Here is a 14551-nt window from a genome sequence, read left to right as displayed (position 1 = left end):
AAAAGTGGTCAACATCACCGGAACAGGTGGTCAAGATGGATCGGAATATACAATCCGATTAAGATTAAAGGAATTGAAAGCCTTTTTGATATTCACAAACATTTGTTTCAAGATATATATGTTTGGGCTGGTAAAAAACGGATAGTGGAAATAAGTAAAGATGGGAAGCAATTTTTTCCCACCACGCATTTTGATAATGCCAGTAACTACATTAATTCTTTGATAGATGACTACAAAAAAACTCGAAGGAACAGAAGAAAGGAATTAGCAGAGAAGTTAGCAGAAATTTTAGATACTGTAAATTACTTTCACCCCTTTAGAGAAGGGAACGGACGTACACAAAGAGAGTTTTTAAGGTTGTTGGCCTTGGAAAAAGGACTGATTCTGAACCTTAACCCTCCGGATAATAAAAGTGTGTATGAAAGATATATGAAAGGAACAATAGAGAGTGATTTGGTGACATTGAAAGAATTGATTTTTGAACTCATTGCCTCAAAAAAATGAAAAAGAACAGTGCATAACATACCTTGGAAGATAGCGGGCGGTTCCGAGTAAATAGAAAGTTTAGCATCTTTGAGAAGTTAGGAGTTGATTGGAAGAGAACGGCTCCGAATGCCCGCCGTCGCCAATTGAATCGACCTTAAAAGCAGGTCGAATGCTTTGAAATGGATGGAGGACTATTGGGCAACCAATAGATAGGCCCTCCGGTGCCTTGACGCTGTCAGGGGGCAGACTCATGCGTAGTAGTGATGAAACTCCTGAAAACCGATAGCATTCACGAATACCGATAAGATCAGTTACCTTATGAGTAAATGGGAGTGGAGCACGGCAAATGTCCGGGAGGACGTTTGACCGAGGTATGAGGGGAGGGAGCATGCCCTGTTTCGCCTTCATTTGCAACCTTGACTATTCAAGGGAGGATTTATGGAAAAGAAGCAGAACCACCGCTACCTGATGAAGCTAGCGCATTACCTTTAAGTGGTTGTTGGGATGAGGAGCCACCGATGTATCGGGGTGAGCATCTCACGCACAGCCTGTCCCGTTTTTTGCGGGAGTTCCGTAGGAAGGTGAGGGTGAGATTCCCTTGTCTGACCCGATTGTGGGTAATATCAAAACGCTACAATCATTGCTAGTAAATCGTATCTTTGGATGTCATGAAATCGAGCATGACGCAAGCGACACACACTGGGATGACTATGCTACATGCGAGATTCCATGTGACCGCTGAAAAACAATTATAGACACATGAAATCGAGCACGACGCAAGCGACACACGGAGGAACGATTGTAATACGTGCGAGATTCCATCTGACCGCTAAAGAACAAATTATAAACAGATGAAATTAAAAATGATTTTGAGATTTTTGGTTTAAGAGAAAATGAGTGGGAAATGTTTCATAGAGAAGTGGAATATGACGCTTTTCTGGTAAGACGTAAATAGTTCAAATATGAAAAAGATTGATGAATTAAATAAAAATAAGGTTCCTATTGTTCGGATAGACAATTCATTAGAACAATTTAAGGGGCAACCTCTATTTCAAGAGAAGGTGGATAAGGCAAATGAAATCCTGAAAAACATAGGCCTACCGAAAATAAAGAAGCACCACACCTAACATTTAGCCCACTAGCGAAAAGCCCCTGCAAAAAAGCCCTGATTGATGCAATGAGCTATCAGGGTCAGCGATTGGGATCGGGATGCTAGTGGCTGTCATCCCTGCGGGAGATAAATTGACTGACATTCTCTAGGTGAAGCGGCGGCTAGGTGGAATTGTAGATTGGTCGGTGAATTTCAGGAGCTGGTTGTTCGGGCTTTTCGGGAATTTTCCCACCATTTGGGCACAGCGTCCCCTACCCATTTTTTGGGAGTCGATTTTTGGCATGTCCCGGATCCAACCATTGGCTTCTTGGATCCCGCAAATGGATCAAGATGGGGCCGGACTAGGTTTGAAAAGTTTTGGTTTTCCAGCCATCTGAAGTTCTGGTTATCGGTTTGGTAAAACCGCTAATTAACCTAAATCCATTTAGGGGGGCAGCATACTCCGGATTATAGACCTGGGGGTCGATATGCTCCGGATTATTCAAAACGAAGGGGTCAGCATCTGCCGGATTTGCAGTTATAGGGAAGCTGAATCTCAATTACCACCAATTCGCAAAAAGATCATAATATGACAAAGAGGTTTTGGACAATAGCATTGACATTTGGACTACCATGGACAATCATCATGATTGTTATTAATCTAATAATAAAGGACGGACCAATACTTGGGATAGTTGTTTCTACTTTAATGGGTGGCATTGTCGCTGGACTTCTTTTCGCCTGGATGATGCAGTACACCGCTAAAAGACTATTCAAAAGGATAACCATTGAGACAGCAGACAACGAAGAAATTATTAAGGAAGGTGGAGCTAATCACTTCAAGGGAAAGGAAGGAGTTGGGGGTAAGCTGCTTTTAACAGACAAGCGACTTATTTTCAAATCCCACAAATTCAATATTCAAAACCATCAAGACAATTTTGACCTTGGACAAGTTGAGAAACTTCAGGTAACGAAGACATGTAAGTTTTTAGAAAATGGTCTGACTCTAGAGTTAAAAAATGGCGACAGACATAAATTCATTGTTGACGAACCGGCAGATTGGATGGAAAAGATAATGAACCAACAACAACTTAGCAGCTGACCGTTGACAACGTTGCATTAATGACGAAACGCATGGATAAAGTAGCTAACGGCGGAAGCGTATCGGCTGTGTAACGCCTTTGTTATAGCAGGGACAACGGCTGTGGTCGTCGTTTTCCTGAAAATGGAGGGGCTGCTCCACAAAGCCGCTCCGGGATTGATTGAACATTGGAAATACGTATTGAGGGCCAAATGCAAAAAGAGGCTGTCCGAAATGGGCAGCCTCTTCCTTTATCATGATCGAAGCGGTGTAGCGATTGTTTTCCCCAAGTTGCGTGGGGAATGCTCAATCCTCAACTTCCACGATCATATCAATCTCGACGGCAATGTTGTTGGGAAGGGAACTCATACCAATAGCGGCCCTCGCATGTTTGCCTTTTTCCCCAAATACCTCTACCATCAGATCTGAAAACCCGTTGATAACTTGGGAATGGTTTTTGAAGCCTGCATCAGCATTCACCATGCCCTGCGCACGAACGATACTCTTTACCTTGTTCAGATCCCCGATTTCCGCTTTGAGAGAGGAGAGTAAGGAAATACCGGTAAACCTAGCTGCTTCGTAGCCGGCGTCTATGTCCAAGTCCTCACCAAGCCTGCCGATTACCTGGGTACCGTCGGGGCGGTCTGGTCCATGCCCCGCTAAGTATACTAGATTCCCAGATCGTTTCGCCTTTAGGTAATTGGCAGTAGGTGCATTTGGCATGATGAGGGTAATCCCCAGGTTCTTAAGATTGGCTTCGGCATCCACGCCATCATTTAGGGAAGCGACGGGCTTTTGATCGGCGGTTTCGGTTTTTTCAGAGCTGCACCCTACGGATAGCAGCATGGGTACAAGGAGTGTAAGCAATGCTTTTTTCATCGTGACGTTCGTGGTTAGTTGCAAGTTAGATATTGAGCATTTTTTGAAGCGGAAAGTTACCCCAACTCCTGACATTTTGCAAGTGCCGGGTAGCTGGGGTGTAGGGGGATTAGGTCGCCAACGGCGGTCCATCGGGAATGAGGATGTTCCTTCGCGGTGCCTGATAGTCCTGTTTGGTGGCTGTAAATTTGGCATTCTGGTACTCTCCTAGGTGGATATTGCCGGTGAGGGTATTGCCTTCCAAGGTGCCCGAAAACATAAAAGGAACACTTTTTCCTGGTTCTCGGAAGGTAGAATGCAGCTTGACCGTTTTTCCATCCATGGTACCTATGATATCCTGGGTGGCAAAGTCGCTTTCATGTCTGCCAGCCAGCCAGTTTTCGTCCTGCTCTAAAAACCACTGATGGGTGGTTTGGCTGCTGGAATATTGAACCACCACGGTCCAACGGCCAGCCATGCTTCCGGTAGGTGCCGCCATTCCTTTCTTGGGCTGCCGTTTCATTTTCAGCACCTCTTGGATGCGATTGGCCACGACGGGGACTTCGGCGGCAATCATCTGACTGGGGGTCACGGTCAGCAAGGTCCTTTCGGAGCCATTGTCTCTGCCTCCCACAGCAATTCGTGGCTTGTTTCTGCCCAAGTACTCCGCCATTTCGGGGCCCGTAATGTGCAGCGCCGCGGGGTCCCACATGATGTGCAGGGTTGGGGCTCGGTTGTTGAGCCCAGTAGGCTCCTGGATTTGGGTCGTTACCCCTTTTACTTTGGTGACGGCATCGGAAATCTGACCCAGCCATTTCATCCAATTGTCCCATTCTTGGGGGTGGTTTCGCGTAGTCCAAGCTTCGACGGCGGCGAGCATGCCCATCATTTCTTCTTTGCCGACCTTGTTGTCCCTTCCTGGTCCATGGTGGGGGGATGATGCCTGCCAAGCTGAAAGCAAAATGTCCTTTTGTCCCAACAAGAGTCCGGCACACTGTGGGCCACAGATGGCTTTGCCGCCGCTGTAGGCCACCATGGTTGCGCCCCGTTCGAAATGGACTACGGGAATCGTGAGGTCTTCCGCTGCCGCATCCACGAGTACGGGGATGTTTTTGGGTTTGGCAATCCTGGCGATATTCTCTAGCGAAAGCGGTTTGCCTGTGTCGGAGGCATTGTTGGTCATTAGGTAGATCATCGCGGTGCGCGGGTTGATGGCTTCTTCCAGCTCTTCCGGGGTATTGACCTCGATTATTTTTACGCCTACGTTTCGGATAGAGGCATCATAGACGTTTCGTGAGTGGCGCGGGATGATGACCTCGTTTTTTGGCACATCGTCCAGAAACGGCACCTTCATCAATATTTCCGGATTGCCCCCGGTGACACAGGCCACGGTGGCGTGTTTCATTGCGGCCGCACAACCGGCTGTGATGATGCCCCATTCGGCTTTGGTGATATCTGCTAGGCGCTGCCCTATGCCCGCAGCCAGCTCATCATACTGGATGAAGTTGCCTGCCGCTGCTTTCATGGCATCCAATACCTCCGGGCGCTCCCTTGATCCGCCGATGATGGTGAATGTACCCCGGCAGTTGATAATGGTGTCTACACCGATGGAGCCGTAGATGTCTTCGTTTAATGCGAGCGGACCGTTTTCCCGCTGCTGGCCTGCTTCTGCCATAGACATAAAACTGCCCCCAATGGGCAGCATGGCCAATCCTTTGATTACTTCTCTTCTATCCATGTTAGTTAATCGAATTTAAAGGGTGAGGCCGAAAGTCCGTTTAAGTCATATACAATGCGGCCTGCCCGAATGGTGAGTTCGGGCTCAATGAGTTTGTTTCCTGTAATGCGCACTCCGCCTGAATCCACAAATCCAAAAGATCCTTCCCGAATGCGGATAAGCGTCAAGTCTGCAACGGTGCCTTCGCTGAGGTGTCCCAAATCCTCCCGCAGGAGGGCTTTCGCGGTTCCCCAGGTAGCTTTTTCCAATACTTCTTCCAGCCCCATCCCCAGAGCGAGGAACTTGGAGAGCACATTGGCGAAGTTTTTCATGCCGGAATTCATACTAAATCGGTGCAAATCGGTGCCAAAGGTATCTGGAGTCAACCCTTGTTGGATGGCCGGCACCGCTTGATCAAACCAAAAGCCCGCGCCTCCATGGCTTAGGTCAAAGAGCACTCCCCGGTGTTTGGCCTCCAGTACTTCGGGGCGAAGATTTCCCTGCTCGTCTACGACGGGGCTTCGGTCGCGAATGTTTTCGTAGGTGTGGGTCAGCAAATCCCCCGGCCTCATCCGTTTGAGTTGATCTTCTAGGCTGTATTCCGGCAGGTGGCATTCCACAAGCAGTGGACGTTTGGCCAGCGTGGCCGCCTCAATGGCAAGATCAAACGGCTGCCAGCTTTTTCCTTCGTAATGGCCGATTTTTACCCCAACCATCAGGTCAGGGTATTTTTGGATCATGTTAAAGGTCATTTCGGGATTCATGTCTTGTATGTCCTGCTGGAAAGGGTCTCCACTCATTCCTCCACCGGCGATGTTTAGAAAGGCCAACACGCGGGTCTGAGCCACATCAATGACGGAGGTCTTAAAATCCTCGAAATTCCGCCACCCGGAAGTGCCTGCATCCACTACGGTGGTGACCCCGGACCGAAAGGAGAAGGCATCGGGGAATACACTGGACGAACCTCCTGCAAAGACTCGTGGGTTTTCCCCGACAAATACGTGCGTATGGGGATCGATAAATCCCGGACTGATCCAAAGCCCGGTGGCGTCAATTGCCTTTTTTCCATCTCCGGCAGGTATTTTGGGGGCAACTTTTGCGATTTTTCCGCCTTTAATGGCAAGATCCATGGGTTGGTTTATCCGGTTTTTTGCGTCATATAGGTGACCGTTTTTGATGACCAGGTCATAGGATTGACTTTTTACGCCCATCGGGACTGCGAGGCAAAGAAGCCAGAGAATGGATGCTATGTAAAAATCCAGATTCCACCTCATGATTTGTGTGGTTTTTGGTTATTCATTGCCAAGTTCCGTTTCCCAGTAGGGAGCGCTGATGCCGTTCAGGTCCCATACAATGCGACCCGCACGTAAGGTCAACTCGGCCTCCAGGCGTTTGTCTCCATCAATTTTCATTCTTCGGATGTCCATAAACCCAAAATCGCCCTCTCTTAACCGAAATACGGCAACGTCCGCTTCTGCTCCCACATCTAGGTTCCCCAATTTAGGGCGTGAGATCACCTGGGCGGGTCTCCAAGTGGAGCGGTGAATCACCTCCTGCAGGGACATACCCATGGCCATAAATTTGGACAGGAGGTTGCACATGTCTTTAAATGCTCCGTTCATGCTGTCCTTGTGAAGATCTGAGCTGATCACGTCGGGGAAGAAACCCTGTTGCAGGGAAGGAATGGCTTGACGGAAGGAAAAAGCGCCGCCTCCATGCCCTACATCGAACAGGATTCCCCGTTTTTGGGCTTCAAAGATAAAGGGTTTCACTTTCAGGTTTTCGTCTACGACCGTTTCCCTGTTGGCCGGACCGTAGGAATAAGTGTGTGTAAAAATGTCCCCAGGTCTGAGGTGCTTCATAAATAGGTCTTCGATGGAGTTTGGCGGCTGATGTTCGCCAAAGTCTACCATCACGGGAACTTGGGCGAGATTCCCGGCTTCTACGGCCAAATCCACCTGGGTGAAGCCACCCCAGTAATGAGCAGATTTGATGCCGACAATCAGGTCTGGAAAGAGCCGGGTAATCATATGGGAGGTCATGGTAGGATTCATGTCGGACACATCCTGCTCCTCGAAGCGACCATACATGCCTGTGCCCACGATATTCAAAAAAGCCAAAATCCTGGTTTGGGAGCGATCTATGGTCTGCTGCTTAAACTGCCGAAAATTACGCCAGCCGGAGGAACCGGCATCCACTACCGTGGTTACCCCTGATCGGAAGGTAAATCCGTCCGGCGGCAGACTCGTATGGCCATCGGCAATATAGGATAGCGGCTCCGTGCCATGAAAGACGTGTACGTGCATGTCCACCAGACCAGGCGTGACATACAGGCCGGATACGTCTATGACCTTTTTGGCCTCAGCTGCAGGGATATTGGGGGCGACCCGGTGGATTTTCCGATTGGATATGGCCACGTCCATCACCGCATCGATGTTGTTTTTGGGATCGATTACGTGGCCGCCCTTAAGAAGCAGATCGATGTCTTGGGCATAGGCCGTCAATTCCAACAAAAGCAGGATGGCACAGGTGCCTACGTATTGCAGCACTGCCCTTGCAGTGGTGCCTGAATGGTTGTTTTTTCTGTTCATGTGAAAAGCAGGCAATAAAGCGTGAGTAAATCATGATGGCTTATTCTTCCCCCGTAACGTTCGAATGGGGTGATCGGGCGGGTTAGGTAGGTGATCGGTATTTTGGTGGGTTAATTTATGAGAAATATTGCTTAAAAATCTATTTTTCCCAAGCAATATTTTATAAGTTTAGCCTGTCTGGGTAAAATGGCAATCTGAATGGATAAAAGGTATTCTTTTTCCTTTGGGTCGTATTTACCCGAAGCCTTTCAAATACTATGAACGATAAGAATCACACCTTTTTGGGTCGCATATGGCTATGGATGCTCAGCATTGGGCCGGGGATTTTTTGTATTGGCTATACGGTAGGCACGGGCAGCGTTACTTCCATGGCCAAGGCCGGAAGCCAGTTCGGCATGGAGCTGTTGTGGGTCCTGGTGCTGAGTTGTTTTTTTTCGTGGACGCTCATGGAAGCCTATGGGCGGTATGCGATCGTCACGGGGAGCACCTCCATTTATAGTTTCAAAACAAAGATAAGAGGTGGCAAATGGATAGCCATCCTGGTGGTAGTTGGAATCATCATTGCTCAGTGGAATTCCCTTTCGGGGATATTGGGGCTGAGTGCGAATGCACTCTATGAGGTGGCAGTTCTCTTTTTCCCGGGCCTCCCTGCGCAAAATTATTGGGCTGTATTGGGTATCGCTGTTTTTTTGGTCGTTGTAATGTATGGGTTTCTCTGGGTGGGACAATATTCATTTTTTGAAAAAGTGCTCATCGTGTTTGTGACGCTGATGGGAATATCCTTTATCATTTCCATGTTCGTGGTCTTACCGGATCCGCTTGATATCGCAAAAGGGCTAAAGCCCAGTATTCCGTCGGTGCCTGGGGGCAAGCTGTTGGTCGCGGCATTTGTTGGGACTACGATGGCAGCGCCCACCTTTGTGGTGAGGCCGCTGTTGATGAAGGGAAAGGGCTGGAATGAGCTGCATACCAAAGAACAGTCCAAAGATGCCTTATTATCAGCTTCTTTGATGCTGTTGATAAACCTGGCGATTATGGCTGCCGCTGCGGGGTCTTTGTTTGTAGAGGGGAAGACCATTGAAAAGGTGATGGATATGGTCTATACCTTGGAGCCCATAGCAGGTAAGTTTGCCGTGGCGATCTTTATGACCGGAGCACTGAGTGCCGGGCTTTCTTCGGTTTTTCCGATTCTCATGGTTGCTCCTTTGCTGGTGGCAGATTACAAAGAGGGGGTTTTGGATACCACTTCTACTCGCTTTCGGGTGTTGACCGGCATTGCTTGTATAGTAGGGCTTACCGTGCCAATATTGGGAGCCAACCCGATACTGGCGCAGATTCTCACACAGGTAGCCGCGGTTTTTATCTTGCCTGTCGTAATAGCCTGTATCTTTTACTTGGTGAATCGTGCAGATTTGATGCGGGCCCACCGGGCCGGAGGGTGGCTTAATTTGGGGTTGGGGGCAGCATTTATTTTTTCCTTATTAATATCGTATACAGGATTTTTAGCCCTTCGGGAAATGTTTTGATGAAAGGAAATGAGGCCGGATAATTGGTGAAACCTCGGGCGTTATATAAAACTAGTATAAAAAAATTTAGGCTGAAATAAAATTTTTTTTTAGGCTTAAAACCTTATTCTAGGCAAGTAAATGCGGAATGAGGCAAAAATAATTTTATTTTATTTTATATCTGTTCAATAAAAGATGGTTTTACAAGGGTTAGGAGCAAAATTCAGGAACGATGGTATTTGCGGTAGATTGCAAGTGATTTTTTTTATTCGTAATATTCGGTTGAAAATTGCCCACCAAGCCTAAACCAAACCTAGCTGATTTCATTGAATAGCGTTGTGTAGTCTATCTTGCAACATGCAGTCACTTCCTCGATTGCGAGACGTGGTTTCATTTGCGTGCGGGTTGCACTGGATTTTGATGGGATGGCGGTAAGGTAAACGGTGACTGGAAAGCGGTGATTTCAAAGACAACTATTTACGTTAATCAATCAATCATCTTATGAAAAAAAGTTTACTCGCTTTTCTTCTGCTGCTGTTTACAGGCATATATGCCTTTGCACAGGAGAGGACAGTTACCGGAACGGTGACTGACGCTGATGCCGCCGCACCCTTGCCGGGTGTCAGTGTACTTGTAAAGGGGACGAATACGGGTACCATTACCGATATCGACGGAAGGTATAGTATCAGCGTTCCTTCTTCGAGTACTACCTTGGTGTTTTCTTATTTGGGTTACACCCGGCAAGAAATGACCATCGGCAATTCGAACGTGATCAATGTAGCTCTTAAGGCGGAAGAAACAGCCCTTGGAGAAGTGGTAGTGACAGCATTCGGATTGGAACGGGAAAAGAAGGCCCTTACCTATACCGTTCAAGATGTGGGCACCAGGGAACTTACCGAGGCCAGAGAACTGAATGTAATGAACTCTCTTTCCGGAAAAGTAGCGGGGTTATCCATTAACCGTTCCGGTTCTGGGGTGGGTTCTCCTACCAGGGTTATTTTAAGAGGTAACCGCTCCATCAGTGGTGATTCGCAGCCCCTTTATATCGTAGATGGTGTGCCTGCTTCCGGCATCGAAAATTTGAACCCCGATGATATCGAAAGTATCAACGTATTGAAGGGGCCAAACGCTGCCGCACTTTACGGTAGCCGGGCAAACAACGGAGCGATCGTGGTGAATACCAAGCGAGGAAAGCAAGGTTTTGCGGTGAATTTCAACACCAGCATCATGTTTGACAATCCCATCCTGATGACGAACTATCAGAATTTGTATGGACAGGGTTCCGGTGGAGCTTACTCTCCTGCTTCTGAGTTTTCTTGGGGTCCCCGGCTGGATGGTTCCCAAGTGGCACAATGGTCTAGGGTAGAAGGAAAGGAAGGCACTACTTACCCATTTTCCCCACAGCCTAACAACGTGAGGGATTTCTTTCAGACCGGGCACAACCGAGCGTACACGCTGTCTGTTACAGGCGGTGGCGAAAAGAACCAAACCTACTTTTCGTATACCTTTGCAGACGCAGCTGGGGTAGTGCCTGGCAACGAGCTGAAGCGTCATAGTATTAACCTGCGTCTGACCAATAAGCTCACAGATAAGTTGACCTTGGATTCTAAGTTGAACTATATCCGTCAGGATATTGATCAGCTTTTGAGGCAAGGGGAGGATTTTGCCAACCCAATCCGAAATGCTTACCGTATTCCCCGAAATATCCGAACAGAGGATCTTAACCAATTTGAGTATACGAATGCCGCAGGACTTCTGAGACAAAACTATTTCAATCCCGGCTCAAACGGTGGTATGAATCCCTACTGGACCGTCAACAGAAACCTGTTTAAAAATACCCTGGACCGGATGATTGGCTTAACCTCCCTGACGTATGACATCACCGAGGGGCTTACCGTGTTGGCGAGGGCAGCTGTAGACCGTTCATTTACAACCAATGAGGATGCAATATATAATGATACCTATATCATTGCCCAAGATGGTAGGTATGGTGTAGGTTTTGGCGAATCCATGGAAATCAATACGGATTTCCTGGTTTCTTACGAAAAGAGTTTGAATCAAGATTGGTACTTTAATGTCAACGTAGGTGGAAACGCACGGAAGAACCGAAATACGACTCTAAGTTCCAATACCGGACCCAACTTGGTGGTTCCAAACTTCTTTGCATTGAGCAACACGCAGTTGGTAGCTTCTACTTACGGGGTAGGTGCTCCTAGAGATGTAAACTCTCTTTACGGCTTTAGCCAAATCTCCTGGAAAAATGCGGTTTTCTTGGACATTACCGCCAGAAATGACTGGAGTTCCACGCTTCCTAGAGACAACTGGTCGTTTTTTTATCCCTCTGTAGGGTTAAATGCAGTTATTTCTGACTTGGTAGAACTTCCTACTTGGTTGACCTTCGCCAAAGTAAGGGGTTCGTTTGCAGAGGTAGGTAATGATACTAGCCCTTTCCAGCTTCAAAGACAGGCATTTTTAGATCCGGGAGGACGTGCAGGTTACCTGAGGCTTAATACTACTTTGCCAAATGCCAACTTGCTTCCGGAAACAACCCAGTCGATTGAATTGGGTGCTGATGTGCGATTGTTTGACAACAAACTAGGTATTGATTTCACCTACTACAAGACCAACTCGTTTAATCAGTTGTTTACGGTAGGCCTTCCCGTGGGTTCCGGTGCCTCTCAGTTCTTTACCAACGGAGGGGATGTTCAAAACGAGGGTATCGAAACAGTGATTACCTTGAACCCAATCAAACGGGCGGATTTTGAATGGAATATCACCGCTAACTTTGCGCGAAACATATCCATGGTTAACTCCATCAACGATCAGCGTCCTCGTGTGGAAGTTGGAGGGGATTTCCTTCGTCGATTCTTTGTAGAGGAAGGTGCGATGTTTGGTGAGGTGTATTCCAGAGGTTATTTGAGAGACGAGCAGGGGAGGGTAATTGTTGGTTCTAACGGTATCCCTAGAACTACTCCCGGCTTTACTGTACGGGTAGCCAACTACAATCCAATCTGGTTGGGCGGTATTCAGAATAACTTCAAGTATAAGAACTTCCGAGCTAACTTTACTATCGACTTCCGTCAGGGTGGATCCATTGCTTCTCTTACAAACGCCATTATTTATGCGGATGGTTTGACCGAGGAGACCTTGCAAGGTCGCGAGGGCGGGTTGATCTTCGGACAGAACTTTATGGAGCATGAAACTGCCGTGTTAGAAACGGGCGAACCCAATAATATTCCGATTACTGCAGAGCAATTTTGGGTACAGATGGGTGGACGAAACGCACCTATCGGTGAGGTGTTCTCGGTATCTGCTACTAACGTAAGGATGCGTGAAGCGGTTATCGGCTACAACATCCCAGCGAGCAAATTAGAAAGGCTGCCCATAAGAACGGCTAGTGTGAACTTCGTAGCCCGTAACTTATTCTTCCTGCTGAATAGGGCCGGTAATATTGATCCGGACGTGACTGTAGGTACTGGTACGGCCGCGCAGGGTTTTGACTCCTTTGCACCCCCTACTGCTAGATCCTTTGGTTTCAACGTTAATCTTGGATTCTAAAATTTGTAAACTATGAAATTGATAAAAAATATACTCGGATTTTCTTTGGCAGCCGGTTTGTTTCTGGGCTGTACAGAAAATTTTGAAGAGCTAAATACCCGTCCCGACGTTATTCTTGCAGATAATTTGGATCTGGGCTTATTGGGTCAGGCATTTGCCAACGCACAGTGGAGAACCATGTACGGTGTGCCAGGCACGGCGGGTCCGGGTGGATTCCAATTAGCGCAAAGTTTGTTTGCGGATATTTATTCCCAATACTTTGCCAATACGGCCACAAACTTCGATTCAGACAGGCATACTCAAGTAGGCGGCTGGTCGAACGGCGCTTGGAATTCTTTCTATCAGCAGGCCGCTCCGGTTATCGACTTTGTGGAAAAGTTTACCGCTGCAAATAATCTTCCCTTGGAGAATGCTTTTGCAAAGGTGTTAAAGGTTTATGCATATCACAGAATCACAGATTATTGGGGTCCTATCATCTATTCTAATTTTGGAAACGGAGAGACCACCGTGCCGTATGATTCACAAGAGGATATCTACAAAAGTTTCTTCCAGGAGCTCGACGCTGCGGTTACTGTATTAAAGGCAAATGCCGGAGGTACGGCGTTCTTGGCACACGACCAGGTGTATGGAGGCAATGTGAATCAGTGGCTTCTATTTGCCAATTCGTTGCGGTTGAGACTGGCCATGCGGGTGAAGTACGTAGAACCTGCACTAGCAAGGACTGAGGCAGAGAAGGCCATTAATGACGGGGTGATCATGACAAATGAAAATAGTGCCTCTGTTTTGACAACCACCAATTCCCGCCATCCTTACTGGACCATTACCAACTGGGGCGAGTTCAGAATGAGTGCCTTGATGGAGAGTGTGCTTAAAGGATACGATGATCCCCGTATGGGTGTTTATTTCAGTCCAACAGTAGACTTTGTGGAAGACGAATCTGGAGAGGAATACAAGGGTGTTCGAAATGGATTACCTAGGGCTGATTTGGATCAGGGTGCACTTAATAGGGCTCACTCTGATATGGGAGTCAGATGGTTGAATGCAGGACGCGGTGGCTTGCCTTTCGGTCCAAGATTTAGAATGATCAGTGCAGCGGAAGTGTTCTTCTTGCGAGCAGAGGGTGCTTTGGAAGGTTGGAATATGGGCGGAACTGCCAAAGACCTCTACGAAAAAGGCATCGAAATGTCCATGACCGAAGAGCGAATCGGTGCAACACCAGAGCAAGTACAAGACTATATCTCCCGTACAAATACCCCCGCGCCGGTTACCTATGCTGCGAGACCAGATTGGAACCTGCCAGCTTCTTCTGATATCCCGGTTGCTTTCTTAACAGCAGGTACCAAGGAGAAGCAGCTGGAGCAGATTATTACCCAAAAGTGGCTTGCGCTATACCCCGATGGATGGGAAGCTTGGACTGAATTGAGAAGAACCAAGTATCCTCGGCATTTCCCTAGGGTGGCATCTGATAACGTAGATGTGCCAAGGGATCAAGTAATGCCTAGGTTGATCTTTGTAGAGGGTGAATACAACAATAACCGCTCTGCGGTAGAGGCAGCAGAGCAACTGCCAGAGCTTACGTCCCGAGGAGGAAATAGAAACTCCACCAAACTCTGGTGGGATGCCAAACCGTAATTTTATATTCTTCGACCGTTTTGGTTAATAAAA

12 protein-coding genes are annotated in these 14551 nt (G+C 47.6%); 7 read left to right on the top strand and 5 right to left on the bottom strand.

Annotated features, from left to right (window positions below):
* The 4 genes from IAQ59_RS20360 to IAQ59_RS20350 form a co-directional block, all read left to right on the top strand.
* The coding region (locus IAQ59_RS20360; protein WP_209332700.1) for a Fic/DOC family protein at positions 1-504 on the top strand (504 nt) is incomplete at its 5' end.
* An 838-nt stretch (positions 505-1342) separates the two neighbouring features.
* On the top strand, positions 1343-1441 hold the full coding sequence (locus tag IAQ59_RS22805; RefSeq protein WP_425342625.1) for a DUF6934 family protein: 99 nt from the start codon (positions 1343-1345) through the stop codon (positions 1439-1441).
* 7 nt (positions 1442-1448) lie between these two features.
* Positions 1449-1613: a hypothetical protein gene (locus IAQ59_RS20355; RefSeq protein WP_209332699.1), complete on the top strand. Its 165-nt coding sequence runs from the start codon at positions 1449-1451 to the stop codon at positions 1611-1613.
* Positions 1614-2165: 552 nt separating this feature from the next.
* A complete protein-coding gene (locus tag IAQ59_RS20350) occupies positions 2166-2678 on the top strand; it encodes a GRAM domain-containing protein (RefSeq protein WP_209332698.1) in 513 nt (170 codons plus the stop codon).
* 45 nt (positions 2679-2723) lie between these two features.
* Here IAQ59_RS20350 and IAQ59_RS20345 read toward each other — a convergent pair whose 3' ends face one another.
* The 5 genes from IAQ59_RS20345 to IAQ59_RS20325 all read right to left on the bottom strand — a co-directional run bounded on the left by IAQ59_RS20345 (position 2724) and on the right by IAQ59_RS20325 (position 7823).
* Positions 2724-2915 (bottom strand): hypothetical protein, encoded by a 192-nt coding sequence (locus IAQ59_RS20345; protein ID WP_209332697.1) that lies wholly within the window; start codon positions 2913-2915, stop codon positions 2724-2726.
* A gap of 48 nt (positions 2916-2963) precedes the next feature.
* A complete protein-coding gene (locus tag IAQ59_RS20340) occupies positions 2964-3536 on the bottom strand; it encodes a RidA family protein (protein ID WP_209332696.1) in 573 nt (190 codons plus the stop codon).
* Positions 3537-3645: 109 nt separating this feature from the next.
* The gene (locus IAQ59_RS20335; RefSeq protein WP_209332695.1) at positions 3646-5253 is read right to left on the bottom strand and encodes an aminotransferase class V-fold PLP-dependent enzyme; all 1608 of its coding nucleotides are present in this window, start codon (positions 5251-5253) and stop codon (positions 3646-3648) included.
* 5 nt (positions 5254-5258) lie between these two features.
* Positions 5259-6506: an amidohydrolase/deacetylase family metallohydrolase gene (locus IAQ59_RS20330; protein ID WP_209332694.1), complete on the bottom strand. Its 1248-nt coding sequence runs from the start codon at positions 6504-6506 to the stop codon at positions 5259-5261.
* An 18-nt stretch (positions 6507-6524) separates the two neighbouring features.
* Positions 6525-7823: an amidohydrolase/deacetylase family metallohydrolase gene (locus IAQ59_RS20325; protein ID WP_209332693.1), complete on the bottom strand. Its 1299-nt coding sequence runs from the start codon at positions 7821-7823 to the stop codon at positions 6525-6527.
* A 257-nt stretch (positions 7824-8080) separates the two neighbouring features.
* Between IAQ59_RS20325 and IAQ59_RS20320 the strand changes: the two genes are divergently transcribed.
* From IAQ59_RS20320 to IAQ59_RS20310, 3 genes are all read left to right on the top strand, one after another.
* A complete protein-coding gene (locus tag IAQ59_RS20320) occupies positions 8081-9349 on the top strand; it encodes an Nramp family divalent metal transporter (RefSeq protein WP_209332692.1) in 1269 nt (422 codons plus the stop codon).
* Positions 9350-9829: 480 nt separating this feature from the next.
* Positions 9830-12886 (top strand): SusC/RagA family TonB-linked outer membrane protein, encoded by a 3057-nt coding sequence (locus IAQ59_RS20315; RefSeq protein ID WP_209332691.1) that lies wholly within the window; start codon positions 9830-9832, stop codon positions 12884-12886.
* A 12-nt stretch (positions 12887-12898) separates the two neighbouring features.
* Positions 12899-14518 carry a SusD/RagB family nutrient-binding outer membrane lipoprotein gene (locus tag IAQ59_RS20310; protein WP_209332690.1) on the top strand — a complete coding sequence of 540 codons (1620 nt, stop codon included), beginning with the start codon at positions 12899-12901 and terminating at the stop codon, positions 14516-14518.
* Positions 14519-14551 lie beyond the last annotated feature (33 nt).

This window comes from Lunatimonas salinarum (assembly GCF_017811155.1).
GTDB classification, from domain to species: Bacteria; Bacteroidota; Bacteroidia; order Cytophagales; family Cyclobacteriaceae; genus Lunatimonas; species Lunatimonas salinarum.
This window is presented reverse-complemented; position numbering and strand designations above follow the sequence as displayed.

What these genes read in the sequence shown, in the direction of transcription:
- IAQ59_RS20355 (WP_209332699.1), top strand. Translation starts at nt 1,449, where the DNA reads ATGAAAAAGATTGATGAATTAAATAAAAATAAGGTTCCTATTGTTCGG.
- IAQ59_RS20350 (WP_209332698.1), top strand. Translation starts at nt 2,166, where the DNA reads ATGACAAAGAGGTTTTGGACAATAGCATTGACATTTGGACTACCATGG.
- IAQ59_RS20345 (WP_209332697.1), bottom strand. Translation starts at nt 2,915, where the DNA reads ATGATAAAGGAAGAGGCTGCCCATTTCGGACAGCCTCTTTTTGCATTT.
- IAQ59_RS20340 (WP_209332696.1), bottom strand. Translation starts at nt 3,536, where the DNA reads ATGAAAAAAGCATTGCTTACACTCCTTGTACCCATGCTGCTATCCGTA.
- IAQ59_RS20335 (WP_209332695.1), bottom strand. Translation starts at nt 5,253, where the DNA reads ATGGATAGAAGAGAAGTAATCAAAGGATTGGCCATGCTGCCCATTGGG.
- IAQ59_RS20330 (WP_209332694.1), bottom strand. Translation starts at nt 6,506, where the DNA reads ATGAGGTGGAATCTGGATTTTTACATAGCATCCATTCTCTGGCTTCTT.
- IAQ59_RS20325 (WP_209332693.1), bottom strand. Translation starts at nt 7,823, where the DNA reads ATGAACAGAAAAAACAACCATTCAGGCACCACTGCAAGGGCAGTGCTG.
- IAQ59_RS20320 (WP_209332692.1), top strand. Translation starts at nt 8,081, where the DNA reads ATGAACGATAAGAATCACACCTTTTTGGGTCGCATATGGCTATGGATG.
- IAQ59_RS20315 (WP_209332691.1), top strand. Translation starts at nt 9,830, where the DNA reads ATGAAAAAAAGTTTACTCGCTTTTCTTCTGCTGCTGTTTACAGGCATA.
- IAQ59_RS20310 (WP_209332690.1), top strand. Translation starts at nt 12,899, where the DNA reads ATGAAATTGATAAAAAATATACTCGGATTTTCTTTGGCAGCCGGTTTG.